The organism is Sphingomonas sp. FW306-1B-B10E, assembly GCF_058782005.1.
On the sequence record NZ_JBYSXG010000009.1, the window covers coordinates 66,386 to 89,469 of the forward strand.

The following is a 23,084-nucleotide window of genomic DNA, read 5'->3' on the forward strand; positions in this document are numbered from 1 at the left end:
CGCCCCGCCTGCGGCTCTGGGCTCCTGCTTTCGCAGGAGCACCGGTTGATAGCGCGGATGATTATCGCGCTTCGGTCGAAGCCGAGGCGCATTCCGTTCGTGCTCCGGCGAAGGCCGAGCGTTGGCGGCGGTGCGATACGGTCGTCATCGCGTCGTCTCCGGCGCTCCGGCCTTCGCCGGAGCACCGTGCGTACATGACAGATGGCCGCTTCCATTATCCAGGACGCGAGGCCGCTCGCCAAATGAAAAGGGCGCCCCCGCAGGAGCGCCCCTCTCGCAACTATCCTCGAGCGCCTCAGAGCTTCTCGGTCAGCTCCGGGACGATCTTGAACAGGTCGCCGACCAGGCCGATGTCGGCGACCTGGAAGATCGGGGCGTCCTCGTCCTTGTTGATCGCGATGATCGTCTTCGAATCCTTCATGCCGGCGAGGTGCTGGATCGCGCCCGAGATGCCGACCGCGATATAGACCTCCGGCGCGACGATCTTGCCGGTCTGGCCGACCTGATAGTCGTTGGGAACATAGCCCGCGTCGACCGCCGCGCGCGAGGCGCCGACCGCGGCGCCGAGCTTGTCGGCAAGCGGCTCGATCAGCGTGTGGAAATTCTCGCTGTTCTGGAGCGCGCGGCCGCCCGAGACGATGATCTTGGCGCTGGTCAGCTCCGGACGCACCGACTCGGCGATCTCGGCACCGGCGAAGGTGGAGAGGCCGGCATCGCCGCTGCCGCTCACCGGCTCGACGGTGCTGCTGCCGCCGCTCGTCGCCGCCTTCTCGAATGCGGTGCCGCGGACGGTGATCACCAATTTCTTGTCGCTGGTCTGCACCGTGGCGATCGCGTTGCCGGCATAGATCGGGCGGGTGAAGGTGTCGGGACCCTCGACCGAGAGCACGTCCGAAATCTGCATCACGTCGAGCAAGGCGGCAACGCGCGGCGCGACGTTCTTGCCGGTGGTGGTCGCCGGGAACAGCACCGCGTCGTGATCCTGCATCAACGTCGCGATCAGCGGCGCGACATTCTCGGCGAGCGCATGCTCGAACGCGGAATCGTCGGCGAGATGGACCTTGCCGACGCCGGCGATCTTGGCGGCTTCGTCGGCCACCGCTGCGGCGCCCGACCCAGCGACGAGGAGGTGGACCTCGCCGAGCTTCGACGCCGCGGTGACCGTGGCGAGCGTCGCATCCTTGACGCTCTTATTGTCGTGTTCGACCCAAACCAGGGTTTTCATAGCTTTATCTCTCCGTTCGCCCTGAGCTTGTCGAAGGGCGGTGAGACTCGCTCGGGCTTCGACAAGCTCAGCCCGAGCGGTGGATTACTTGGCGATGCCGAGGCCCTTGAGGCGCTCGACCAGTTCGTCGACGCTGCCGACCTTGACGCCTGCCTGGCGCTTGCCCGGCTCGACCACCTTGAGCGTCTTGAGCCGCGGCGCGACGTCGACGCCGTAATCGGCGACGATCTTCTTCGCGACCGGCTTGGACTTGGCCTTCATGATGTTGGGCAAGGTGGCGTAGCGCGGCTCGTTGAGACGGAGATCGGTGGTGACGATTGCCGGCAGCTTGAGATCGACCGTCTCGAGCCCGCCATCGACTTCGCGAGTGACCGACACGCGCTCGCCATTGACCTCGACCTTCGAGGCGAAGGTGCCCTGCGCCCAGCCGAGCAGGGCGGCGAGCATCTGCCCGGTCTGGTTCGAATCGTCGTCGATCGCCTGCTTGCCGAGGATGACCAGCCCGGGCTGCTCCTCTTCGGCGACCTTGGCGAGGAGCTTGGCGACCGCCAGCGGCTCGACCTCGTCTTCGGTCGCGATCAGGATCGCGCGGTCGGCACCCATTGCGCGCGCGGTGAGCAGCACGTCGGTCTCGGCCTTGGGCACGCCGATCGTGACGACGACGACCTCGGTGGCGGCGCCCTTTTCCTTGAGGCGAACCGCTTCCTCGATCGCGATCTCGTCGAACGGGTTCATGCTCATCTTGACGTTGGCGAGGTCGACCCCCGTCCCGTCGGCCTTCACGCGAGGCTTCACATTATAGTCAAGCACCCGCTTGACCGGCACCAGGACCTTCATCTGCTTCTCTCCCTAGGCTCTTCCCTGTTTCCGGGGAGGAAAGGTCGAGCCTCGAATAAAACTTCACTGGCTTACGTTTACGCGAACGTCAACCTGCGCGCGCCTGCGCGAACTCCGCGACCAGCGTCTCGAATGATTCGGACGGGGGGAAGGTTGCGAAACTGTGCGCCGCGCCGGTCTTTGCCCAGGGCAAAGCCTCGGACGTGTAGGTCTCGAGGAACGGCGGATCGGCCGGGGGCACGTCGAGCAAGGTAATGCGCACGTTAACGAAGGCGTCGAACCCCTCCGGCCGCGTGAACATCCAGCTCAGGCAATGACCGCAGAAATAGTGCCTTGTCGCACCGTGCATCCCGCCGATCACCGGCTCGCCGGCCGCGACGTGGAATGCCTCCGCCGGCCAGGCGCCACTCACCGAATAGGCGCTGGCGGTCATCTTCCGGCAGCCCCGGCAATGGCAGGCGCCGGTGAAGATCGGCGCGCCGACCACGCAGAAGCGGACCTGCCCGCAACGGCAGCCCCCTTCCGCGCTGTCGGCAGAAGCGCTCACGCCGCCTTCTGGACCTCCGCGACGATCTTCTTCGCCGCATCGCCCAGGTCGTTCGCCGGAACGATGGCGAGGCCCGAATTGGCGAGGATGTCCTTGCCCTGCTGGACGTTGGTGCCCTCGAGGCGGACGACGAGCGGCACCGAGAGGTTCACTTCCTTCGCCGCGGCGACGATGCCCTCGGCGATGATGTCGCAGCGCATGATCCCGCCGAAGATGTTGACGAGGATACCCTTCACCGCCGGATCGCTCAGGATGATCTTGAACGCCGCGGTGACCTTCTCCTTGTTGGCGCCGCCGCCGACGTCGAGGAAGTTGGCCGGGAACATGCCGTTGAGCTTGATGATGTCCATCGTCGCCATGGCGAGGCCGGCGCCGTTGACCATGCAGCCGATGTCGCCGTCGAGCTTGATGTAGGCGAGGTCGTACTTCGACGCCTCGAGCTCCATCGGGTCCTCTTCGGTCTCGTCGCGGAGTGCGGCGACGTCCTTGTGACGGAACATCGCATTGCCGTCGAAGCCGACCTTGGCGTCCAGGACCATCAGCTTGCCGTCGTCGGTGACGGCGAGCGGGTTGATCTCGATCTGCTCGGCATCGGTGCCGAGGAAGGCGTCGTACAGCTTCGAGGCGACGTTGGCGGCCTGCTTGGCGAGGTCGCCGGTCAGCTCGAGCGCGGCGGCGACGGCGCGGCCATGATGGGCCATGAATCCGGTCGCCGGATCGATGTCGATGCTATGAATCTTCTCGGGCGTGTCGTGCGCGACAGTCTCGATGTCCATGCCGCCCTCGGTCGAGGCAACCATCGAGATGCGGCCGGTGGCGCGATTGACGAGCAAGGCAAGGTAGAATTCCTTGGCGATGTCGACGCCGTCGGTGACGTAGAGGCGGTTGACCTGCTTGCCGTGCTCGCCGGTCTGGATCGTCACCAGCGTGTTGCCGAGCATGTCGGCCGCGGCGGCGCGCACTTCGTCCTCGGTCTTGGCGAGGCGGACGCCGCCCTTGGCGTCGGGGCCGAGCTCCTTGAATTTGCCCTTGCCGCGGCCGCCGGCGTGGATCTGCGCCTTGACGACATAGAGCGGTCCGGGGAGCTTCTTCGAGGCTTCGACGGCTTCCTCGACGGTGAGAGCGGCGAAGCCTGCGGGGACGGGCACGCCGAACTTGGCGAGCAATTCCTTGGCCTGATATTCGTGGATGTTCATGGGCGCGCCCTCATGTTGCTGGCGGGGGGTTTGCGGAGGCCTTAAGCACGGAGCGTCGATGAATCCAAACCTTTTCCTCGTAACTGCAATTGCGACGCGCTCGCAATTAATTTCGTGTTTGCGGTACGGTGGGCCAAGCCCGCTTAGTGCGCGCCCTGTGGGCGCGAGCGGCGGGGGAGCCCAGCATGGGTCAACCTTCGACGCCCGCATACCTCGAGATCGCCGGCGGCCAACGATAGCGTTGCCCAACGCGCGCCGCTATCGGCAGCCGATGTTCCTCGCAACCATGCTCGCCTTGCTAGCCGCAACCGCCGCCCCCGCGCACGTCGCGCTCGATAGACTTGCCGGCTGCTGGGACGCCCCGGGCGAAGTGATGGGCAAACGCGTCGCGACTCGCGTGCGCGGCGCGTGGCGGCTCGACGGGCGCTATCTGCTACTCGAGATGCACGGGCTCGACGCGTCTGACCCCTATGATGCTGCGATCGTCCTCGGCGATCATGACGGGACCAGGCTCAGTGGCTGGTGGATGGACAGTTTCGGCGCAGGCTACAGCGCGGCGGGCGAGGGAACCGTCGAAGGTGGTGCGATCGTCGTCGATTATGCCTATCCCGACGCGACCTACGTAAATCAGCTCGTACCCGACGGCCAAGGCTGGCGCTGGACGATCGTCGCGCGCAAGCCTGACGGCGACAAGCCCTTCGCTTCCTATCGGCTGACGCCGGTATCCTGCGGCGACACCAAGTTCGCATTCTGACGGACATGACGCGCGGCGCCAGGCACCCTATCTAGCAACCATGAACATTTGGCTCGGCATCCTGTTGTTCGTCGGTACCGTCGCCGCGATGGAGGTGTTCGCCTATGCCGCGCATCGCTGGGTGATGCATGGTCCGGGCTGGTTCCTTCATGCCAGCCACCACCGCCCGCGGACCGGCGCGTTCGAACTCAACGATCTTTATGCGGTGATCTTCGCGGTCCCCTCCTTCGTGCTGCTGCTCGGCGGGGTGCAGCTCGGATGGTGGCCGGGCTCGGCGTGGATCGGCGCGGGAATCGCCGCCTATGGCGCGATCTATTTCGGCTTTCACGACATCATCGTCCACCAGCGCCTGCCGCACCGCTATGTCGCGCGCTCGCGATACATGAAGCGTATCGTCCAGGCGCACCGGCTCCATCACGCGGTCGAGTCGAAGCACGGTACGGTGAGCTTCGGGTTTCTGTGGGCACCGCGCGCCGAGGAGCTCAAGCGCGAGCTCAAGGCACGCGGCGGATCGATCCGCGTTCGTGCCGAGTCGGATTGACGCGCCGCCGGCCCGCGCACACATGCTGGGCCATGGAACAGCTCAACCTGTCCGAGGCCGAGTGGCGCAAGCGGCTCACCCCCGAACAATTTCACGTGTTGCGCGAGGCCGGCACCGAACGCGCCTTTTCGGGGCTCTACAATGACAACAAGGCCGACGGCCTGTATCGCTGCGCCGCGTGCCATCTCGAATTGTTCGACAGCGCCGACAAATATGATTCGGGATCGGGCTGGCCCAGCTTCACGCAGCCGATCGCGACGGACCGCGTCGTCGAGCATGCCGACAACAGCCACGGCATGCGCCGAGTCGAGGCGCGCTGCGCGCGCTGCGACGGGCACCTCGGCCATGTCTTCCCCGATGGTCCGCCGCCGACCGGGCGGCGCTATTGCATGAACTCGGTGAGCCTGGATTTCCGTTCACGCGGCGGAAACACCAACGGGGCTAGCGACGCTTCCGCAGGCTGATTCTTGTGAGCCGAGGGTTTAGGGCTTAACCACCGCTTCCGATGGCTTCCAGAAAACCGCAATCCTCCCGCAAATCCTGGTGGCGCTCCGGCTCGGTCTGGAAACGCATCGCGCTGTGGACCCTGGTCACCGGCATCAGCGTCGCGCTGATCGCCGTAGTGGCGCTGCTGATCGCGGTCTATTCGACCAAATCCTCGCTGCCGAGCTATGACGAGCTCAAATCCTCGCCCAACGGCCAGATGGTCCGCGTCCACGCCGCCGACGGCACCGTGCTCGTCTCGCTCGGGCCGAGCTATGGCGAGTGGATCAAGTACGACCAAATCCCCCAGGTGATGAAGGACGCGATCGTCGCGGTCGAAGATCGCCGCTTCGAGAGCCATTGGGGCGTCGACCCGCTCGGCCTCGCCCGCGCCGTGCGCACGGGTATCGCCAACCGCGGCACCGGGCGCCGGTTGCAGGGCGCCTCGACGATTACCCAGCAGGTCGCGCGCACGATCTTCCTGTCGAACAAATATGATTTCGGCCGCAAGATGCGCGAGGCGGTGCTGGCGCTGGCGATGGAGCGCAAATTTTCGAAGAACCAGATCCTCGAGCTCTACCTCAACAAGGTCTATTTCGGTGGCGGCGCTTATGGCATCGACGCGGCGTCGCGAAAGTTCTTCGGGCATCCGGCGACCAACCTCACGCTCGCGGAGGCGGCGGTGATCGCCGGGCTGGTCAAGGCGCCGTCGCATTACTCGCCGACGGCCGACGCCGAGGCGGCGGTCAGCCGCGCCAGCGTCGTGCTCGACGTGATGGCCGAGACCGGCAAGATCAGCCAGGCGACCGCCTCGGCCATCGATCCGCGCACGGTCAAGCTCGCCCCCGAGCCGCGTCAGAACAGCGTGCGCTATTTCACCGACTGGGCGCTTCCCCAGCTAGAGACTTTGATCGACGAGACCGAAGCGCCGCTGGAGGTGTGGACCACGCTCGACCTCGGCATGCAGCGCGCCGCGGACGAGGCGATTCGCAAGAACGCACCGGGCAACGCCCAGGGCGCCCTGATCAGCCTTGATCGCGACGGTTCGGTGCGCGCGATGGTCGGCGGCAAGGATTATGTCGCGTCCATCTACAACCGCGCGACCCAGGCGACGCGCCAGCCGGGATCGGCGTTCAAGCTGTTCGTCTATCTCTCCGCCCTCGAGGCGGGGCACAAGCTCGACGATATCGTCGTCGACGAGCCGGTGACGATCAACGGCTGGAGTCCGCGCAATAGTTCGGGACGCAATTCGGGGCAGATCACGATCCGCACCGCCTTCGCCTATTCGATCAACACGATCGCGGCGAAGCTCGGCCAGGAAGTCGGCTTCGGCACCGTCGCCGACATGGCACGCCGCTTCGGCATCACCACCCCGATCAATACCCAGCCGGCAATGGTGCTCGGCACTTCGAACGTGCGGCTGATCGACATGACCCGCGCCTTCGCCTCGGTGGGGCAGAAGGGGGTGGCGGTCACCCCCTATGGCATAACCCGCGTCACGGCGAACGGGAACGTCATCTACCAGCACGAAGTCGACACCAGCCACGTACTCGTCGCGCCCTATGTCGCGGCGCAGATGACCGACCTGCTCCAGACCGCGGTCGCCACCGGCACCGGCCGCGCCGCGCAGATCGGACGCCCGGTCGCGGGCAAGACCGGTACCACCAGCTCGAACAAGGACGGCTGGTTCATCGGGTTCTCGAGCGGGCTGACCACCGGCGTCTGGATGGGCCGCGACGACGCCAAGGTCGTCCCCGGGCTGCAGGGCGGTACCGCGCCGGCGCGCGCCTTCTCGGCGTTCATGAGCAAGGCCGTGGCAAACCGCCCGGTCGAGCAGTTCGAGACGCAGGTGACCCTGCCTGAATGGCAGCTCGAGCCCGAGGATAACGCCTATTACACCGCGCCCGACAACGGCATGTTCGTCGACGCCGACGGCAATCCGCTGCCCACCGACCAGCAGCCCCGTGGCGACGGCAGCGCGGATCCGCAGGCGCAGAGCGACGAGCAGCTCGACCAGGACTGGATCGACCGAATGACGGGGAACCGTCCGCCGCCGCAGCAACCCGATCCGAACCGCGCACCACCCCCGCGCGACGTTCCCCGCCAGCAGCCGCAGCAGGACCGCGCGCCGCCACGCGAGAACCAGGACGGATTCTGAGCTCGACCGGCGCAGGCCTCATCGTGGTGCAAGAGTCGCGCTCCTTACCGTTCGCCCTGAGCTTGTCGAAGGGCGGACGTTCTTCCTAGCGCGAAGAAGAACGGTGCTTCGACAAGCTCAGCACGAACGGGGAGAGGTCGGCACTGCGCGCCGCGCGCGTTAGTGCGGGGTCAGACGTGCGTTACAGCGCTGGCGCGTCCCCGCGTCCCACCCAATGCAGCGACGCGCCGTTGCGCCGCAGCCAGTGGCGCGCCGGAGTCGGGTCGGCTTCGAACAGCGTCTCGACCAGGCGGTGGAAGACCGGCGAGTGATTCATGTGGATGCGATGCGCGACTTCGTGCGCCACCGTCGCGCGGCGGACATGTTCCGGCGCAAGGATCAACCGCCAGCTGTAACGGATCGCGCCCGACGCCGCGCAGCTCCCCCAGCGCCCGCGCGGATCGCCGACCGACACCCGCGTCACCGTCACGCCGGCACGCACGGCATATTCGGCCGTCTCTGCACTGAGCACGCGCAGCGCCTCGCCGCGCAACCAGCGCTCGATGCGCCGCTCAAGCCCTTCGCGCGGACCGCCGCAAACCAGCCGGTCGCCATCGAGCCGCGGCACCCGGGCCGCCGCTGGCGCGTGCTCGATCGCGATCTCGCGCCCCGCGAACGGAAAGCGAGCGCCCGGTGCCAGCGGCTGCCCCTCGGGAAGCCGCGCCTGCTGCGCCGCGATCCAGGCGCGCTGCTCCTCGGCCCAGGCCAATCCCTTCTTGAGCGACGCGCGCGGCGGCAGGGTCAGGCGGATCGTGCCGTCGCGCGGATCGACGGCGAGGCGCATCCGCCGGGCGCGGGCGTGGCGGACGATCTCGATCTCCGCGCTCAAAGCTCCCGGTCCACGAGATGGTGCTCGAGATCGCCGACATCGTCCTCCGACACTGTCCAGCCGCGCGTCGACTGGCCGGCGGCATGGACCGATTCGCGGTCGCCGCTCACCAGATAATGCCAGTCGGGCAGCGGCCGGCCCTCGGCGCGCAGCCGATAGGCGCAGGTCGAGGGCAGCCACTCGATCCCGGCGACGTTATTGGCGTTCAGGCGGACGCATTCGCTGACATAAGCGTGGCGGTGGCGATAGTCGCTGCACTGCCCCATCCGCCGATCGAGCAGCCGACACGCGACGTTGGTCGCGTGGAGCTCGCCGGTATCCTCGTCCTCGAGCTTGTGGACGCAGCACTTGCCGCAGCCGTCGCACAAGGCCTCCCACTGCGCGCGATCGAGCTTGGCGAGCGGGGTATCTTCCCAGAAGCGCCCGCTCATCGCACCCAATGCTTCACTTGTTCGGCAATCGCCGCGCCATCCTTGTCGATCGGCAGCGAGGCGATCGGCTCGCCATTGGGACCCATCAGGAACGCCACCGCGAGATGATCGACCATATAGCCGCCGCCAGGTCCCGGCGGCTGCTTCTTGAAATAGACCGCGTAATTCTTCGTGACCGCGGCGATCGCCTGTGGGCTGCCGGTCAGCCCTACGATGCGCGGATGGAAGTTGGCGACGAACTGCTTGATCGCGGCGGGCGTGTCGCGCTCGGGATCGACGGTGATGAAGATCGGCACGACCTTCTGCGCAATCCTCGGCGACTCCTTGTCGAGCAGCGTCATCGCCTGGCCGATCTTGGCCATGTCGGTCGGGCAGACATCGGGGCAATAGGTGTAGCCGAAATAGACGACGCGATAGCGGCCGGCGAAATCGGTATCGCGCACGGTCCTGCCGTTCTGGTCGGTGAGCGCGAACGACCCGCCGATGCGCGCACCGGCCAGCGGCGGGTCCTCGGCCTTGCCTGCGCCGCAGCCGGCGAGCGGAACCGCGGCGAGCAGCGCGAGGGCTGGAAACATCCTGTACATGGCGTGGGCAGCCATGATCTGTTAGGCGATCGCTTGCAAGGACGGGGTTCAGCAGAAGGTTCGCTCGCATCATGGGTTTTCGTGGGTTTCGCGTCATCGCCGTCGCCGCTTTGGCGCTCGCCGCCGTGCCTGCCGCCGCGCAACAATTCTCGGACGGCTATGAGTTCCTGAAGGCCGTCCGCGATTCGGACGGGGCGAAGCTCAACAAGTTCCTGCTCGACCGCTCGCTGCGGATCGTCAACACCAAGGAGCGCGGCAGCGGCGAGGGTGCGCTGCACATCGTCGCAAAGCGTTCGGACGCACTCTATCTGCGCGTCCTGCTCCAGGCCGACGACATCAATCCCAATCTTCAGGATGGCCGCGGCAACACCGCGATGATGGTCGCGGTCGAACAGAATTGGGGCGAGGGCGTCGGCATCCTGATCAAGTATCGCGCCAATGTGAATCTGCCGAACAATGGCGGCGAGACGCCGCTGATCCGCGCGGTCCAGATGCATAATATCGAGATCGTCCGCCAATTGCTCGACGCCAAGGCCGATCCCGACCGCGCCGATTACGGCAGCGGCAAGTCCGCGCGCGATTATGCCCGCGAGAACACCCGCTACCCGAACATCGCCAAGCTGCTCACGGACGCGCCGAAGAAGGGTGCGAAGCCGGCGACCGGCCCCGGTTCGAACTAAGACGCGGGCTGTTCGTGCTCCTGCGAAAGCAGGAGCCCAGGGCCGTACAGGCCTCCCCCGTGACTCTAGGCTCTGCTTTCGCAGGAGCACATCGGTCCTTTCGACTGGCCGCTAGGCGCGCTAGAATACTTGCTCGGCCTCGGGGTCGAGCAAATGGGTGACGCGGCGCGCCGCACGGCGGGCGAAGGCCAGGGTGCATTTCTTCCGCGTCGCGCTCGCCAGGGGCACCGTCGCCGCCTCGCGCACCACCGCCGCATCGTAGCGATCGGCGACGATCAGCCCTGCGCGCGCCGGCAGGAACCCATCTTGCTCGAACGGGCGCAGGTCGAACCCCGCCGGCACCGCCCAGAAGAAGCGGTCGCAATGCGCGAGATAGTCGGTCCATTTGGCATCGCCGAGCAGGTCGGCGCGCGACACCTTGATCTCGACGATGACGATGTTGCCGCGCACATCGAGCGCCATCAAATCGGCGCGGCGGCCGCCATCGAGCGGCACCTCGCCGATCGCTGCGATATCGTGGCGCAGCAGCATCCGCGTCACGCCGCGCGCGACATCGGCCGCGACGAGCGGCGCTTCGGAATGCAAAACAGCCGGGGAGGTCATCCCCGGCTGTTAGAACATTCGGCGAACACGGGAAAGCCCCGCGTCGACTTCAGCGATAGAAAACGTGATTGCCGATGGTGGCGACGCGTGCCCGGTTCCAGCTCGGCTTCACATAGCGCGCATGGAAGTAGAGCGCGTTGCCGGCGGGGCTGTCCCACAGATCGTTCTGCGCCACCTTGGCGACGCCGACGGCCTTGCGCCACTGGGCATTCGAAGGCGGGGTCGGCAGCTTGCCGCCGCGAACGAACGAGAACTGGCCAGGCTGGGTGATCACCGAGCAGATCGACTTGGGGAAGCGGCCCGACTTGGTGCGATTGATGATGACATCGGCGACCGCGAGCTGGCCGGCGAGCGATTCGCTCTTGGCCTCGTAATAGACGCCGATGGCGAGGCAGTTGAGCTCGGCATTTGCGGCGCCTGCATCGTCGTGTGCGTCGACCGCGGCCGAGAGCGATGCGAAATCCTGGTCTTCCTGGAGTGCGGCCTGCGGAAGCGGCTGCACGATCTCGCCGTCCTGCTGGATCGGCTGCGCCCCGATCTGGGGCGCGGGAACAACATGATGTTCCTGAGTGTTGACTGCCTGGACCTGAGCCTGCTGGGCCACCTGTCCGGCGTCGAGCGTGGCTGCATTCGCAAGTGCGCCAGCGCAGAAAGTCACAGCCGCGAAGGTCGCGGCGCGTGGCATGAACTTCATCAAACTTCGATACTGTGCGGTGGTGCGCGACCAGCCCCGGGATACATGTGGGACTGTCGGACTTCCCCCCGACTGCGTAACCGCCCGGTTTCACACCCCGACCGGCACAACGCTATTGAACGAATACCGCCCTTGGCCCGCGCGCACGCGTCAAGTCAACAAAGGTTCATCGTTTCAGCGGCGAAGCGTTCGGCGTCTGCGATATCCAGTTCGACGACCCAGAGGTCGCGATCGAAGCTGCGCCGCCGCTGCCAATAGCCGGTCACAGCCGCCTCATCCGCAAGATCTTGTGGTCCGGCGGGGATTAGCGCCGGAAGCCCCTGCGGCCCCAGACCGCGCTCGAAGAAGCGCGGATCCGTGCCTTTTCGACACGTTATCAGCAAGATTCCACCGGCGCTCTCGTCGCCCCTGGCCAACACCATCGCCGAGCCGCCCTGCTGGTCGGCCCGGCGCACGAGCGCGCTCACCAGCATCGCGCTGGTCAACCGCGCCATCAGTTCGTCCGATAGCCGGGGAGCGACGCGAGCGGGATGCGCGAGCGCATGAAGGTGCCGGTGCCACGCGCCGCTTCCTCGCCCTGAGCGTCGATCAGTCGCGCTTCGGCGACGAATACCCGGCGCTGCCCGCTCACCCAGCGTCCCTCGGCGATCACGGGTCCCTCGCCCAAGGGCTTGGTGAACAGCAGGTTGAACGCAGTGGTGAGCAGGAAGCGGTCGGTGACGAGGCTGTTCGCCGCGTAGAAAGCGGCGTCGTCGAGCATCTTGAAATAGCTCGTGCCGTGCACCGCACCTGCCGCGTGGAAGAAGCGCGAGTCGATATCGAACCGAATCCGCGCGACGCCGCCCTCGGCGATCTCGAGCGTCGATTCGAACAAGCGGTTGATCGGCGCCGCGGCGTAGAGCGATTCGAGCGCGCGGAAATGCGCCTCGGCGCCGCGGGGCGCCTCAGGCGGCGTCACGCGTCTCCACGCCGGCGAGCAGCGCGAACAAAGCGTCCGGCGATCCCGCGCCGCGCAGCTTGGCGGCGAAATTGCGGTCGCGCAGCTTGCGCGACACGCAGGCGAGCGCCTTCAAATGCTCGGCACCCGCACCCACCGGCGACAGCAGCATGAACACCAGGTCCACCGGCAGATCGTCGATCGCGACGAAATCGACCGGCTGGTCGAGCCGTACAAAAATTCCGGCGACGCGCTTGAGCCCCTCGAGCTTGGCATGGGGGATCGCGATCCCGCTGCCGAAGCCGGTCGAGCCGAGCTTCTCGCGCTCGGCCAGCCGCTCGGTCACCAGCTTCGCGTCGACGCCATAAGCGCGCGCCGCGGCGGTGCCGAGTTGCTGGAACAGGGTCTTCTTGTTCGCCGCGCCCAAGCCGGCGAGCACCGCCTCGGGCATCAGCAAATCGCTGAGTTCGGTCATCACATGTCCAAAAGATCGCCCCCCGGGCGCGCTTCCCCTAGGCCTGTGTGCGGTTGGGCTCAACCCATCCGATCGTGCCGTCGCCGCGGCGATAGACCATATTGTGCGTGCCCGTCGCCGTGTTCTTGAACAGCAGCGCGTTGGTGTGGCGCAGGTCGAGCATCATCACTGCGTCCGACACCGTCGCCTCGGGCACGTCGACGCGCGTTTCGGCGATGATCAGCGGCGCCTCGGCGGGTTCTTCCTCCTCGGCCGGCTCTTGGAACAAGGTATAGCCGGCATTGTCATAGGCGCCGTTCTCCGCGAGCGCGCTGATCGCGCCGTTCTGACGATCCTTGAGCCGGCGGGTGTAGCGGCGCAGCTGCTTGTCGATCCGATCGGCGGCGCCGTCGAACGCGCCGTTGGCTTCCATCCCGCGATTGGCCGCCTTGAGCACCAGGCCCTGCATCACGTGCATGATGATGTCGCAGGTGAAGCCGTTGTCGTGCGGGCCCTTGCCGAAGGTGACCTGCGAGGAGAGGGCACGCGAGAAATATTTGTCGGCGATACCCTGGAGCCGTTCGGTGACCAGCGTCTTGAGCGCATCACCGGTTTCGACCTGATGGCCAGAGACTCGGATATCCATGACTTATACCTCCACTTCAAACGAGGCCGCCCGTTCCATGCCCGGCGGCCGGATCCGGCTAACCGGATGCGGCCAGGGCCCAGAGCGGGTCCTCCAATCCTTGGACAAAGGCTGCGTGGCGCTCAAGTTCCACGGCCGATGCCGCAAAATGCCGGGCAGGCCGCACATGCACGCGGTTCGGCGCCTCCGCCGGCGTCTCGCGCATCACCGGCGCGTCGACCGCGAGGCCCAGCGTGATCTGGCGGCCGCCGGTCAGTTCGACATAGACCTGCGCCAGCAACTGCGCGTCGAGCAATGCGCCGTGGAGCTGGCGGGCGCTGAGATCGATCCCGTAGCGGCTGCACAGGGCATCGAGCGTGTGCTTGGCGCCGGGATGCTTGACGCGGGCGATCGCCAGCGTGTCGACCATGCGGGTGGTGCAGATCACCGGCCGGCCGCAGCGGCCGAGCTCGCCGTTGAGAAACGAAAAGTCGAAACCGGCATTGTGCGCGACCAGCGGGCAATCGCCGAGGAATTCGAGCAGGTCCTCGACCACGTCGTGGAACAGCGGCTTGTCCGAAAGGAAGCGCGCGCTCAGCCCATGGACGCGCTCGGCCTCGGCCGGCATGTCGCGCTGCGGGTTGATATATTGGTGGAAATGCCTGCCGGTGGGTACCCGGTTGTGCATTTCGATACAGCCGATCTCGACCAGCCGGTCTCCGCCCGCGAAGCTGAGCCCCGTCGTTTCGGTATCGAACACGATTTCGCGCATGCCGCCTTATCGGCCTGCCGGCGCGGCTAGGCAAGCCAGGACCGCACGCACCTGCTCGCGAGTCTCCGCCAGCGGCGTGTCGGTGGCGATCACGAAGTCGGCACGGGCGCGCTTTTCCGCGTCGGGGAGCTGGCGGACCAGGATCGCCTCGAAGCGCTCGACGGTCATGCCGGGTCGCCCAAGCACGCGCGCGCGCTGCACTTCGGGCGGCGCCGAAACCACGACGACCTTGTCGACCCGCGCCCAGCCGCCTGCTTCGAACAGCAGGGGCACGTCGAGCACCACGACAGGTGCATCGCGGTGCGCGGCGAGGAAAGCGTCGCGCGCCGCGGCGACGGCGGGGTGGACCAACGCCTCGAGCCGGGCGAACGCCGCCTCATCGCCGAACACCGCCTCGCGGAGCGCAGTGCGGTCGACGCCCTCAGGACCGGTGGTATCGGGAAACGCCGCCTCGATCGACTCGATCAGCGCGCCGCCGGGGCCCTGGAGCCGGTGCACGGTCTCGTCGGCGTCGAACACCGGCACGCCTTCGTCGGCGAACATCTGCGCCACGGTCGACTTGCCCATTCCGATCGAGCCGGTGAGGCCGACCGTGATCATCGCGTGAGCAGGTCGCGCAGCGCCTCGTCGCGGTCGCGCGGCGGCTCGGCACCGAAGAACAATTCGAACGCCAGCGCGGCCTGGCCGATCAGCATGTCGAGCCCGTCGACCGTGTCGAGCTCGCGCGCGCGCGCCTGGGCGAGCAGCGCGGTTTCGAGCGGCGCATAGACGATATCGTAGACCACGGCATGCTCAGGAAGCGGCGCCAGGTCGAGCTCGAGCGGCGGCTGGCCCTGCATCCCCAGCGCGCTGGCATTGACCAACAGGTCGGCAGGCGGCAGCGGACTGCCGAGCGGCACCGCGTCGCCCTTGATCCCGAAGCTCGACAGCAACGCTGCCGCCTTGAGCACATTGCGATTGAGGACAGTGACGCGGCCGATCCCTACCTTCGACAGCGCGAACAGGATCGCGCGGGCGCCACCGCCGGCGCCGATCACCACCGCGTGGCGGCCTTCGAGGTCGAGCCCGGCGATCGGCGCGTAGAAGCCGCCGGCATCGGTGTTGGTGCCGACCAGTGCGCCGTCGTCGCCGCGCATCACGGTGTTGATCGCGCCGATCGAGCCGCGGACATTGCCGCGATCCTCGACATGGTCGAGCGCGGCCTGCTTGTGCGGGATGGTGATGTTGCAGCCGCGCCAGGCGGGATCAGCGCGCCGCGACTCGAAATAGCTGGCCAGCGCGTCGGGGGTGACGTGCGCCAGGCGGTATTCGGCATGGATGTCGAGCGCGTCGAGCCAGAAGCCGTGGATCAGCGGCGATTTTGAATGGGCGATCGGGTCGCCGATCACTTCGGCATAGGGTGTCATGACGTCAGAACGCCTCGCACGCGCAGATAGTCGAGCAAGGGCAGCAACGGCATGCCGAGTATCGTAAAATGGCTGCCTTCGGTGCGGCTGAACAATTGCACGCCGGGCCCCTCGATGCGGAAGCAGCCGACACAAGCCGCGATCGCCGGCCATTCCAAGTCGAGATAGCGCGCGATGAAATCCTCGGACAGCGGCCGGACGAACAGCCGCGCGCGATCGACATGCCGCCAGACGGCATGGCCGTTCTCCGCGATCACCGCCGCGGAATAGATATCGTGGTGGCGGCCCGACATCCTGCGGAGATGCTCGGCGGCATTTTCGAGGCTCACCGGCTTGTCGAGCAGGGTGCCGTCGTCGAGGGCGACGACCGAATCGCCGCCGAGCACAAGCGCGCCCGGGGCCATCCGCGAGACCTTGAGCGCCTTCAACTCGGCGAGCGCGTCCGACAAGTCGCGCGCGGAGATACCGCCGGCGATCAGCGATTCCTTGGCAGTAGCCTCGTCAACCTGCGCGGCGACGGCCTCATGCTGTACGCCGGCCGCATCGAGCATCGCCCGGCGCGAGGCGCTCTGCGAAGCGAGCACGAGGTTCATGAGTCGCGCGCGCGCAAGGTGCGCTCGTTGCACAATTGGATGATCGCCGCCGCGGTCTCCTCGATCGACCGCCGGGTGACGTCGATCACCGGCCAGCCATTGTCGGCGAACATGCGGCGCGCATAGGCGATCTCGCGCTGGACCGAATCCTGGTCGACATAGGCCGTCTCCGGGCTCTGGTTGAGCGACAGCAGCCGGTTGCGGCGGATCTGCACCAGCCGGTCGGCACTGGTGGTGAGCCCAACCACCAAAGGATGCTTGAGACCGAACAATTGCGGCGGCGGCGGCGATTCGACGACGATCGGGATATTGGCGGTCTTGTAACCGCGATTGGCGAGATAGATCGAGGTCGGGGTCTTGGACGAGCGCGACACGCCGGCCAGGACGATGTCGCATTCCTCCCAATCGTCGGCGCCGATGCCATCGTCATGCGCGATGGTGAACTGGATCGCGTCGACGCGCGCGAAATAGGCGGCGTCGAGCGTGTGCTGCCGACCCGGCCGCGCCTTGGCTTCCTGGCCGAGCAACCCCGACAGCGCATGGCTGACCGGATCGAGCGGCGCGATCGCCGGCAGCCCCATCGCGCGGCAGCGGCTCTCGAGCGTGCGGCGGACATCGGCATTGACCAAGGTGAAGATCACCAGCCCAGGATTTTGCGCGATTTCCTGCAGGATCCGCTCGAGATGCGCCTCACTGCGCACCATCGGCCAGAAGTGCCGCAGCGTTTCGACATCGTCGAACTGCGCAAGCGCGGCCTTGGCGATATTCTCCAGCGTCTCGCCGGTGGAGTCGGAAAGCAAATGGAGATGGAGCCGCATTCAGGCCGTGCGTGAATCTGTGGAAAACATGCCGGACAGCCGCTAGCGCAACCAGGCGCAGCGGCCAAGCGCGTCGAAACCGAGGCATCGGCGCAGTTTCTTCCACAACCCCGTCCCCAGGCCCCCGTTCCGATGCACAGGCTGTGGAAAGCGGGGAGCGTGTCCCCGAATCCGAGGCGCTGCGTGGCGGCGATGGAGTCAATCTGTGGGAAAGCCTTGGGCGATTCCGGGTTTCCCGGCTTCCACGCGCCTACTGACTCCAACAACCTATAGATTCTCTTTCTTATAGATATTGGGTTCGGGTCGCGGATGGGCTTCGGACATCCAATCGCCCGTTCGTGCTGAGCTTGTCGAAGCACGACTCTCCGGCCTCACGACCCGGGCATGCCGCCCTTCGACAAGCTCAGGGCGAACGGACTGGAACTGGCCGCTGGGACGGTGCAGAGACCGCGCGATGCACGCCGATCCCACCAAGCCCCTGCTCGCGACGCTCAAGGGCCAGCGCCAGCCAGTCCCGCCAATCTGGCTGATGCGCCAGGCCGGGCGCTATCTCCCCGAATATCGTGCCCTCCGTGAGGAGAAAGGCGGGTTCCTCGCGCTGGCGCTGGACCCGGAGGCCGCCGCCGAGATCACGCTCCAGCCGATCCGCCGCTTCGGCATGGACGGCGCGATCCTGTTCTCCGACATCCTGATCGTCCCGATGGCGCTGGGGCAGGATCTGTGGTTCGAGACCGGCGAGGGCCCGCGGCTCGCCCCGACCGTGCAGGCGCGCGCGGTGCTGGACGCCCTCCAGCACTCGCCTGAGAAGTTCGAACCGATCTACGGCACTGTCCGGAGGGTCGCCGCGCAATTGCCGCCCCAGACCACCTTCCTGGGCTTTGCCGGCAGCCCCTGGACCGTCGCCACCTATATGATCACGGGCCAGGGCAGCCGCGAACAGGCCGAGGCACGCCGATTGGCTTATCGCGACCAGGCGCTGATGCAGGCGCTGGTCGACCGCATCGCCGATTGCACGATCGACTATCTGCTCGGACAGATCGCAGCGGGGGTCGAGGCGGTACAATTGTTCGACAGCTGGTCGGGCAGCCTCAGCCCGGCGCAGTTCGAGCAGTGGGTGATCGCGCCGACCGCGCGGATCGTCGCGGCGTTGCACGGTCGTGCGCGGCACGTGCCGGTGATCGGCTTCCCCAAGGGCGCTGGCGGCAAGCTCCCGGCCTATGCGCGGGAGACCGGGGTGGACGCGATCGGCGTCGACGAGACCGTCGACCCAGCCTGGGCGCATGCCTCGCTGCCGGAGCATCTGCCGGTCCAGGGCAATCTCGATCCACTCGCACTGATCGCTGGCGGCGCGACGTTGGACAGCGCGATCGATCGCATTCTTTCGGCCTTTGCAGAGCGCCCGCACGTGTTCAATCTCGGCCACGGTATCCTGCCCGACACGCCGATCGGGCATGTCGAGCAATTAATGGCGCTGGTGCGGGGGGGAAGATGACCGGATTTCTGGGCAGCGCCTATCTGTGGATCAAGGCGTTCCACATCATCTTCGTCATCTTCTGGATGGCGGGGCTGTTCCTGCTGCCGCGCTATCTCGTCCACCATCAGGAGGCGCTGGGCACGCCCGAGGCCGCGGCTTGGGAAAAACGCGAGGCATTGCTCCGCCGGATGATCCTCGTGCCCTCGGTGGCGATCGTCTGGCTGCTCGGACTTACGCTTGCCGTCAATGTCGGGTTGCTCGACGGCCAGCCGGGGCTCGGCTGGCTCCATGCGAAACTGCTCTTCGTGGTGGCGCTGAGTGGCTATCATGGCTGGGCGGTCGGCTATTCGAAGAAGCTCGCCAGGGGCCAGGGCGCAATTCCGCCACGCCGCTTGCGACTGCTCGGCGAAGTGCCGGCGCTCGCTGTCGTGGTGATCGTCGTGCTCGCGGTGGTAAAACCGTTCTAATTTTGCGGCGCGCCTGCGCTTTTCGCAATTTTCCTGCGCGCGAATCGGTGCGATGCCCCGTTGACTTGGGAGAGGGCGACACCTAATTCGCGACCTAGGCCGAACGCTCTTCCAGGCGGCGGTTCCTTCCTTCCAGCATCGCCCACCGCGCGCATCCGCCGACCGACGCTCTCCCCATAGCTTCCCAGCACCCGGACTCCCCATGCACCTCAAGGAACTCAAGAAAACCCCGCCCGCAGAATTGGTCTCGATGGCCGAGGAGCTGGGCGTCGAAAGCGCATCGACCTTGCGCAAGCAGGATCTTCTGTTCGCGATCCTCAAGGCCCAGGCCGAGAATGGCGAGCAGATCATGGGCGAGGGCACGATCGAAGTGCTCCCTGACGGCTTCGGCTTCCTGCGCAGCCCGCAGGCGAACTATCTCGCAGGTCCCGACGATATCTATGTCTCGCCCAACCAGGTCCGCAAATTCGGCCTGCGCACCGGCGACACGGTCGAAGGCGAGATCCGCGGCCCCAAGGACGGCGAGCGCTATTTCGCGCTCACCCGCTTGGTCTCGGTCAATTTCGACGATCCCGATGCGGTCCGTCACCGCGTCAATTTCGACAATCTCACCCCGCTTTACCCCGAGCAAAAGCTGACGCTCGACAGTCTCGATCCCACGGTCAAGGACAAGTCGGCGCGCGTGATCGACATCGTCGCGCCGCAGGGCAAGGGCCAGCGCGCATTGATCGTCGCGCCGCCGCGCGTCGGTAAGACGGTTCTGCTCCAGAACATTGCCAAGGCGATCACCGACAATCATCCCGAGGTCTTCCTGATCGTGCTGCTCATCGACGAGCGTCCCGAGGAAGTCACCGACATGCAGCGCAGCGTGAAGGGCGAGGTGATCAGCTCGACCTTCGACGAGCCGGCCCAGCGCCACGTGCAAGTCTCTGAAATGGTGATCGAAAAGGCGAAACGCCTGGTCGAGCACAAGAAGGACGTAGTGATCCTGCTCGACTCGATCACGCGCCTCGGCCGCGCCTACAACACCGTGGTGCCGAGCTCGGGCAAGGTGCTGACCGGCGGCGTGGACGCCAACGCGCTCCAGCGCCCCAAGCGCTTCTTCGGCGCCGCGCGCAACATCGAGGAAGGGGGCTCGCTCTCGATCATCGCCACCGCGCTGATCGACACCGGCAGTCGCATGGACGAAGTCATCTTCGAAGAGTTCAAGGGCACCGGCAACTCGGAAATCGTGCTCGATCGCAAGGTGGCGGACAAGCGCATCTTCCCGGCGCTTGACGTCGGCAAGTCGGGTACCCGCAAGGAAGAATTGCTCGTCGACAAGGCCAAGCTCACCAAGATGTGGGTGCTGCGCCGCATCCTCATGCAGATGGGCACGATCGACGCGATGGAATTCCTGCTCGACAAGATGAAGGATTCGAAGACCAACGAGGACTTCTTCGACTCGATGAATCAATAGTCCTTGTTTTCCCTCTCCCTGAAAGGGAGGGATGATCGGGTCGGCCATGCCCCCGGCATTGCCTGAACAGCGCGGGGCGCTGTTCACCCGATCATGGGTGGGTTTAGAAAAGGTCGGGCTCGATGCCCGGCCTTTTCTTTTCGACGCATCTCGTTGGGCTCGCTGACGCTCGCACCCACCCCCGCCCCCTCCCTTTCAGGGAGGGGAGTTAGAAGGCTTGCATGCCATCCGCATCACGCTAGGCAGGGACTATGCTCGACCTGATCCTCAGCGCCGCCGCATCCGGCATCGGCTCCCCCGCCGACATCTGGCAGCACATCGTCGCCGATTTCTCCAATCTCGGCGATCCGGCCCGGCTCGCCGCGTTCGGCTCGGTGCTGATGATCGATCTGGTGCTGGCCGGCGACAATGCGATCGTCGTCGGCGCGCTAGCTGCGGGGCTTCCCGCCGACCAGCGCAAGAAGGTCATCCTGATCGGCATCGGCGCGGCGTTGCTGCTGCGGATCGCCTTTGCGCTCGTCGTCAGCTGGCTGATGGGGATCGTCGGGCTGATCTTCGCCGGCGGACTGCTGCTGCTCTGGGTGAGTTGGAAATTCTGGCGCGAGATCCGCGCCGGCAGCCATAGCGAGGGCTCGGCGGAGATCGGCGGCGATGAGCATTCGGGGCTCAAGCCGGCACGCAGCTTCGCAGCTGCGGCCTGGGCCGTCGCCGTCGCCGACGTCTCGATGAGCCTCGACAATGTCCTTGCCGTCGCGGGCGCCGCGCGGGAGCATCCCGGCATTCTCGTCGTCGGGCTGCTGCTCTCGGTCGCTTTGATGGGGATCGCCGCCAACGTGATCGCCAAGCTGATCGATCGCTACAAGTGGATCGCCTATGTCGGCCTCGCGGTGATCGTCTTCGTCGCGTTCCGGATGATCTACGAAGGCTGGGTCGGCAGCCACGAGACACCGGGGATCACCAGCTTCTTTGCATGACGCTTCCGGCTAATCGCCGCCCCGGCCTAGCGTCGGGGCGGCGAAAGCTCTAGCCGATATGCTCGGCGAAGAATTCCGCCGTTCGCTTGTCCGCTAGTTGCGCCGCCGTTTCCGAGCGGCGCTTGCCCATCTCGGCGGCGAAGCCGTGATCCTCGCCGGGATAGTCGTACAGCGTGACCTTGGGGTGGTCATCCAGGCCCTCGTGCATCTTCGCCTGCGCCTCGGGCGTGACGAAATGGTCGGCCTGGGGGATGTGGAGCAGCACTGGCTTGGCGATCGCGTGCTTCTCGCCGAGCAGATTGTCGATACCGACGCCGTAGTAGCCGACGCTGGCATCGGCATCGGTACGCGCCGCGGTCATGAAGGCGAGGCGGCCGCCGAGGCAATAGCCGACCACGCCGACCTTGCCGGTGCCGCCCAGCCTGGCACGCGCCGCCTTGATCGTCGCTTCGATGTCCTCGATTCCGTTCCCTTGGTCGAACTGGTTCATCCAGCCGAGCGCCTGCTGGAACTGCTCGGGCACGTCGGGGTCGAGCTCGATTCCCGGTTCGAGCCGCCAGAATAGGTCGGGCGCCACTGCCAGATAGCCCGCCGCGGCCCAGCCGTCGCACTTCTTGCGGATCCCGGGGTTCACCCCGAAAATCTCCTGGATCACCACGATTGCGCCACGCGGGGTGCTCGCGGGCTCGGCAACATAAGCGTCGAAGCTGCCGCTGTGGTCGGTCGCGTCGATCTGGATCGTCATAACAAGGTGTCTCCGAAGTCGCGCCGCTCATGCTCGAGCAGCCAGGATTTGGTCTTGGGTCCGTCGCCGGCCGAATAATGGCCGAGCGCGCCGCCGCTGCCGAGCACGCGGTGGCAGGGGACGAGGATCGGGAAGGGATTGCGCGCGCAGAGCTGGCCGATCGCGCGCGGGCTCGATCCGAGCCGCAGCGCGAGCGCGCCATAGCTCAGCGTCTCGCCATAGCCGACGGCGATCAGCCCGGCACGCAATGCCTTGCCGCGTGGCGTACCCGCCGGTTCGAGCGCGACGTCGAATGCCTCCCGTTCGCGGGCAAACCATTGCTCGAGCTGCTCGGCGGCGGCACGGACTGCTGCGGCACTGCCCCTGCTAGGCGCTCCATCGCCACCGATGCGAATCGCGCCCAATGCCTGCTCGTCCCCTTCCACCCGGACGAGTCCAATGGGCGTTGCGATTCCGGCATGGTCGCGCGCATACATGGCCTAAGACCTAGCAGCCGCTCCGCGGCCCGCGCAACGGAGACGGCCGCATGAAGATCAATCTCGAAGTCGATTGCACGCCCGAGGAGGCGCGCCGCGCGATGGGGCTTCCGGACCTGTCGCCGGTGCACGACCGCTATGTCCAGATGATGGTCGAAGCCGTGGAGAAGCAAGGAACCCCCGAAGGCTTTGCCGACATGATCCGCAATTGGGGGCCGATGGGCGAGGGGACGATGAACTTCTGGCGCACGATGCTGGAAAGCGGCAACAAAAGCGGCTGAAC

Annotated in this window: 30 protein-coding genes; 10 read left to right on the forward strand and 20 right to left on the reverse strand. The window is 66.3% G+C overall.

Going from position 1 to position 23,084, the window contains the following annotated elements:
- Positions 1-295: 295 nt before the first annotated feature.
- The 4 genes from AC3WJI_RS05530 to sucC form a co-directional block, all read right to left on the reverse strand.
- The gene (locus AC3WJI_RS05530; RefSeq protein ID WP_492756249.1) at positions 296-1,225 is read right to left on the reverse strand and encodes an electron transfer flavoprotein subunit alpha/FixB family protein; all 930 of its coding nucleotides are present in this window, start codon (positions 1,223-1,225) and stop codon (positions 296-298) included.
- An 84-nt stretch (positions 1,226-1,309) separates the two neighbouring features.
- Complete coding sequence (locus AC3WJI_RS05535) at positions 1,310-2,062, reverse strand: electron transfer flavoprotein subunit beta/FixA family protein (RefSeq protein WP_492756250.1); 753 nt, start codon at positions 2,060-2,062, stop codon at positions 1,310-1,312.
- Positions 2,063-2,150: 88 nt separating this feature from the next.
- A complete protein-coding gene (locus AC3WJI_RS05540) occupies positions 2,151-2,609 on the reverse strand; it encodes a GFA family protein (RefSeq protein ID WP_492756251.1) in 459 nt (152 codons plus the stop codon).
- Complete coding sequence (gene sucC / locus AC3WJI_RS05545) at positions 2,606-3,805, reverse strand: ADP-forming succinate--CoA ligase subunit beta (RefSeq protein WP_492756252.1); 1,200 nt, start codon at positions 3,803-3,805, stop codon at positions 2,606-2,608. The genes AC3WJI_RS05540 and sucC overlap by 4 nt, the downstream gene beginning before the upstream one ends.
- A gap of 271 nt (positions 3,806-4,076) precedes the next feature.
- Here sucC and AC3WJI_RS05550 point away from each other — a divergent pair, with 271 nt between their 5' ends.
- The 4 genes from AC3WJI_RS05550 to AC3WJI_RS05565 are packed head-to-tail and all read left to right on the forward strand — an operon-like array spanning position 4,077 to position 7,741.
- Complete coding sequence (locus AC3WJI_RS05550; RefSeq protein WP_492756253.1) at positions 4,077-4,559, forward strand: hypothetical protein; 483 nt, start codon at positions 4,077-4,079, stop codon at positions 4,557-4,559.
- Between the two features lie 40 nt (positions 4,560-4,599).
- Positions 4,600-5,100: a sterol desaturase family protein gene (locus AC3WJI_RS05555; protein ID WP_492756254.1), complete on the forward strand. Its 501-nt coding sequence runs from the start codon at positions 4,600-4,602 to the stop codon at positions 5,098-5,100.
- A 32-nt stretch (positions 5,101-5,132) separates the two neighbouring features.
- Positions 5,133-5,564 carry a peptide-methionine (R)-S-oxide reductase MsrB gene (msrB, locus tag AC3WJI_RS05560; protein ID WP_492756255.1) on the forward strand — a complete coding sequence of 144 codons (432 nt, stop codon included), beginning with the start codon at positions 5,133-5,135 and terminating at the stop codon, positions 5,562-5,564.
- Between the two features lie 41 nt (positions 5,565-5,605).
- A complete protein-coding gene (locus AC3WJI_RS05565; protein WP_492756256.1) occupies positions 5,606-7,741 on the forward strand; it encodes a transglycosylase domain-containing protein in 2,136 nt (711 codons plus the stop codon).
- 181 nt (positions 7,742-7,922) lie between these two features.
- Here the strand turns inward: AC3WJI_RS05565 and AC3WJI_RS05570 are convergent, their stop codons facing one another.
- Genes AC3WJI_RS05570 through AC3WJI_RS05580 form a run of 3 tightly spaced genes read right to left on the reverse strand, consistent with a single transcriptional unit; the run spans position 7,923 to position 9,615 of the window.
- Positions 7,923-8,609, reverse strand: coding sequence for a M48 family metallopeptidase (locus AC3WJI_RS05570; protein ID WP_492756257.1), 687 nt, complete (start codon positions 8,607-8,609; stop codon positions 7,923-7,925).
- On the reverse strand, positions 8,606-9,040 hold the full coding sequence (locus tag AC3WJI_RS05575) for a YcgN family cysteine cluster protein (protein WP_492756258.1): 435 nt from the start codon (positions 9,038-9,040) through the stop codon (positions 8,606-8,608). The genes AC3WJI_RS05570 and AC3WJI_RS05575 overlap by 4 nt, the downstream gene beginning before the upstream one ends.
- Positions 9,037-9,615: an SCO family protein gene (locus AC3WJI_RS05580; RefSeq protein WP_492756259.1), complete on the reverse strand. Its 579-nt coding sequence runs from the start codon at positions 9,613-9,615 to the stop codon at positions 9,037-9,039. Before AC3WJI_RS05580 ends, AC3WJI_RS05575 begins: the two co-directional genes overlap by 4 nt.
- An 80-nt stretch (positions 9,616-9,695) precedes the next feature.
- Between AC3WJI_RS05580 and AC3WJI_RS05585 the strand changes: the two genes are divergently transcribed.
- Entirely contained in the window at positions 9,696-10,304 is a 609-nt protein-coding gene (locus tag AC3WJI_RS05585) for an ankyrin repeat domain-containing protein (RefSeq protein ID WP_492756260.1), read from the forward strand.
- Positions 10,305-10,424: 120 nt separating this feature from the next.
- On the opposite strand, the gene AC3WJI_RS05590 is transcribed toward AC3WJI_RS05585, so the two are convergent.
- The 11 genes from AC3WJI_RS05590 to AC3WJI_RS05640 form a co-directional block, all read right to left on the reverse strand.
- On the reverse strand, positions 10,425-10,907 hold the full coding sequence (locus AC3WJI_RS05590; protein ID WP_492756261.1) for an MmcB family DNA repair protein: 483 nt from the start codon (positions 10,905-10,907) through the stop codon (positions 10,425-10,427).
- A gap of 49 nt (positions 10,908-10,956) precedes the next feature.
- Complete coding sequence (locus tag AC3WJI_RS05595; RefSeq protein ID WP_492756262.1) at positions 10,957-11,601, reverse strand: cell wall hydrolase; 645 nt, start codon at positions 11,599-11,601, stop codon at positions 10,957-10,959.
- A 155-nt stretch (positions 11,602-11,756) separates the two neighbouring features.
- Positions 11,757-12,095 (reverse strand): DUF1491 family protein, encoded by a 339-nt coding sequence (locus AC3WJI_RS05600; protein ID WP_492756263.1) that lies wholly within the window; start codon positions 12,093-12,095, stop codon positions 11,757-11,759.
- Positions 12,095-12,559 carry a PaaI family thioesterase gene (locus tag AC3WJI_RS05605; protein ID WP_492756264.1) on the reverse strand — a complete coding sequence of 155 codons (465 nt, stop codon included), beginning with the start codon at positions 12,557-12,559 and terminating at the stop codon, positions 12,095-12,097. The genes AC3WJI_RS05600 and AC3WJI_RS05605 overlap by 1 nt, the downstream gene beginning before the upstream one ends.
- Positions 12,546-13,013 (reverse strand): PTS sugar transporter subunit IIA, encoded by a 468-nt coding sequence (locus AC3WJI_RS05610; protein ID WP_492756265.1) that lies wholly within the window; start codon positions 13,011-13,013, stop codon positions 12,546-12,548. Before AC3WJI_RS05610 ends, AC3WJI_RS05605 begins: the two co-directional genes overlap by 14 nt.
- A gap of 37 nt (positions 13,014-13,050) precedes the next feature.
- Positions 13,051-13,638, reverse strand: coding sequence for a ribosome hibernation-promoting factor, HPF/YfiA family (gene hpf, locus AC3WJI_RS05615; protein WP_492756266.1), 588 nt, complete (start codon positions 13,636-13,638; stop codon positions 13,051-13,053).
- 58 nt (positions 13,639-13,696) lie between these two features.
- Positions 13,697-14,389 carry a DNA polymerase III subunit epsilon gene (gene dnaQ / locus AC3WJI_RS05620; protein WP_492756267.1) on the reverse strand — a complete coding sequence of 231 codons (693 nt, stop codon included), beginning with the start codon at positions 14,387-14,389 and terminating at the stop codon, positions 13,697-13,699.
- 6 nt (positions 14,390-14,395) lie between these two features.
- Positions 14,396-14,989 (reverse strand): dephospho-CoA kinase, encoded by a 594-nt coding sequence (gene coaE, locus AC3WJI_RS05625; RefSeq protein ID WP_492756268.1) that lies wholly within the window; start codon positions 14,987-14,989, stop codon positions 14,396-14,398.
- Positions 14,986-15,795: a shikimate dehydrogenase family protein gene (locus AC3WJI_RS05630; protein ID WP_492756269.1), complete on the reverse strand. Its 810-nt coding sequence runs from the start codon at positions 15,793-15,795 to the stop codon at positions 14,986-14,988. The genes coaE and AC3WJI_RS05630 overlap by 4 nt, the downstream gene beginning before the upstream one ends.
- Positions 15,792-16,346, reverse strand: a complete 555-nt coding sequence (locus AC3WJI_RS05635) for a Maf family protein (protein ID WP_492756303.1) — start codon at positions 16,344-16,346, stop codon at positions 15,792-15,794. Before AC3WJI_RS05635 ends, AC3WJI_RS05630 begins: the two co-directional genes overlap by 4 nt.
- Positions 16,347-16,384: 38 nt before the next feature.
- The gene (locus tag AC3WJI_RS05640; protein WP_492756270.1) at positions 16,385-17,206 is read right to left on the reverse strand and encodes a pyruvate, water dikinase regulatory protein; all 822 of its coding nucleotides are present in this window, start codon (positions 17,204-17,206) and stop codon (positions 16,385-16,387) included.
- 454 nt (positions 17,207-17,660) lie between these two features.
- Between AC3WJI_RS05640 and hemE the strand changes: the two genes are divergently transcribed.
- The 4 genes from hemE (at position 17,661) to AC3WJI_RS05660 (ending at position 21,580) form a co-directional block, all read left to right on the forward strand.
- A complete protein-coding gene (hemE, locus tag AC3WJI_RS05645; RefSeq protein ID WP_492756271.1) occupies positions 17,661-18,698 on the forward strand; it encodes a uroporphyrinogen decarboxylase in 1,038 nt (345 codons plus the stop codon).
- Positions 18,695-19,147: a CopD family protein gene (locus tag AC3WJI_RS05650; RefSeq protein ID WP_492756272.1), complete on the forward strand. Its 453-nt coding sequence runs from the start codon at positions 18,695-18,697 to the stop codon at positions 19,145-19,147. Before hemE ends, AC3WJI_RS05650 begins: the two co-directional genes overlap by 4 nt.
- A gap of 202 nt (positions 19,148-19,349) precedes the next feature.
- Positions 19,350-20,606: a transcription termination factor Rho gene (gene rho / locus AC3WJI_RS05655; protein WP_492756273.1), complete on the forward strand. Its 1,257-nt coding sequence runs from the start codon at positions 19,350-19,352 to the stop codon at positions 20,604-20,606.
- 251 nt (positions 20,607-20,857) lie between these two features.
- Entirely contained in the window at positions 20,858-21,580 is a 723-nt protein-coding gene (locus tag AC3WJI_RS05660) for a TerC family protein (protein ID WP_492756274.1), read from the forward strand.
- Between the two features lie 49 nt (positions 21,581-21,629).
- Here AC3WJI_RS05660 and AC3WJI_RS05665 read toward each other — a convergent pair whose 3' ends face one another.
- Both AC3WJI_RS05665 and AC3WJI_RS05670 read right to left on the reverse strand, forming a co-directional pair.
- On the reverse strand, positions 21,630-22,325 hold the full coding sequence (locus AC3WJI_RS05665; RefSeq protein ID WP_492756275.1) for a dienelactone hydrolase family protein: 696 nt from the start codon (positions 22,323-22,325) through the stop codon (positions 21,630-21,632).
- On the reverse strand, positions 22,322-22,801 hold the full coding sequence (locus AC3WJI_RS05670; protein WP_492756276.1) for a methylated-DNA--[protein]-cysteine S-methyltransferase: 480 nt from the start codon (positions 22,799-22,801) through the stop codon (positions 22,322-22,324). Before AC3WJI_RS05670 ends, AC3WJI_RS05665 begins: the two co-directional genes overlap by 4 nt.
- Before the next feature lie 50 nt (positions 22,802-22,851).
- Here AC3WJI_RS05670 and AC3WJI_RS05675 point away from each other — a divergent pair, with 50 nt between their 5' ends.
- Entirely contained in the window at positions 22,852-23,082 is a 231-nt protein-coding gene (locus AC3WJI_RS05675; protein ID WP_492756277.1) for a DUF6489 family protein, read from the forward strand.
- Positions 23,083-23,084 lie beyond the last annotated feature (2 nt).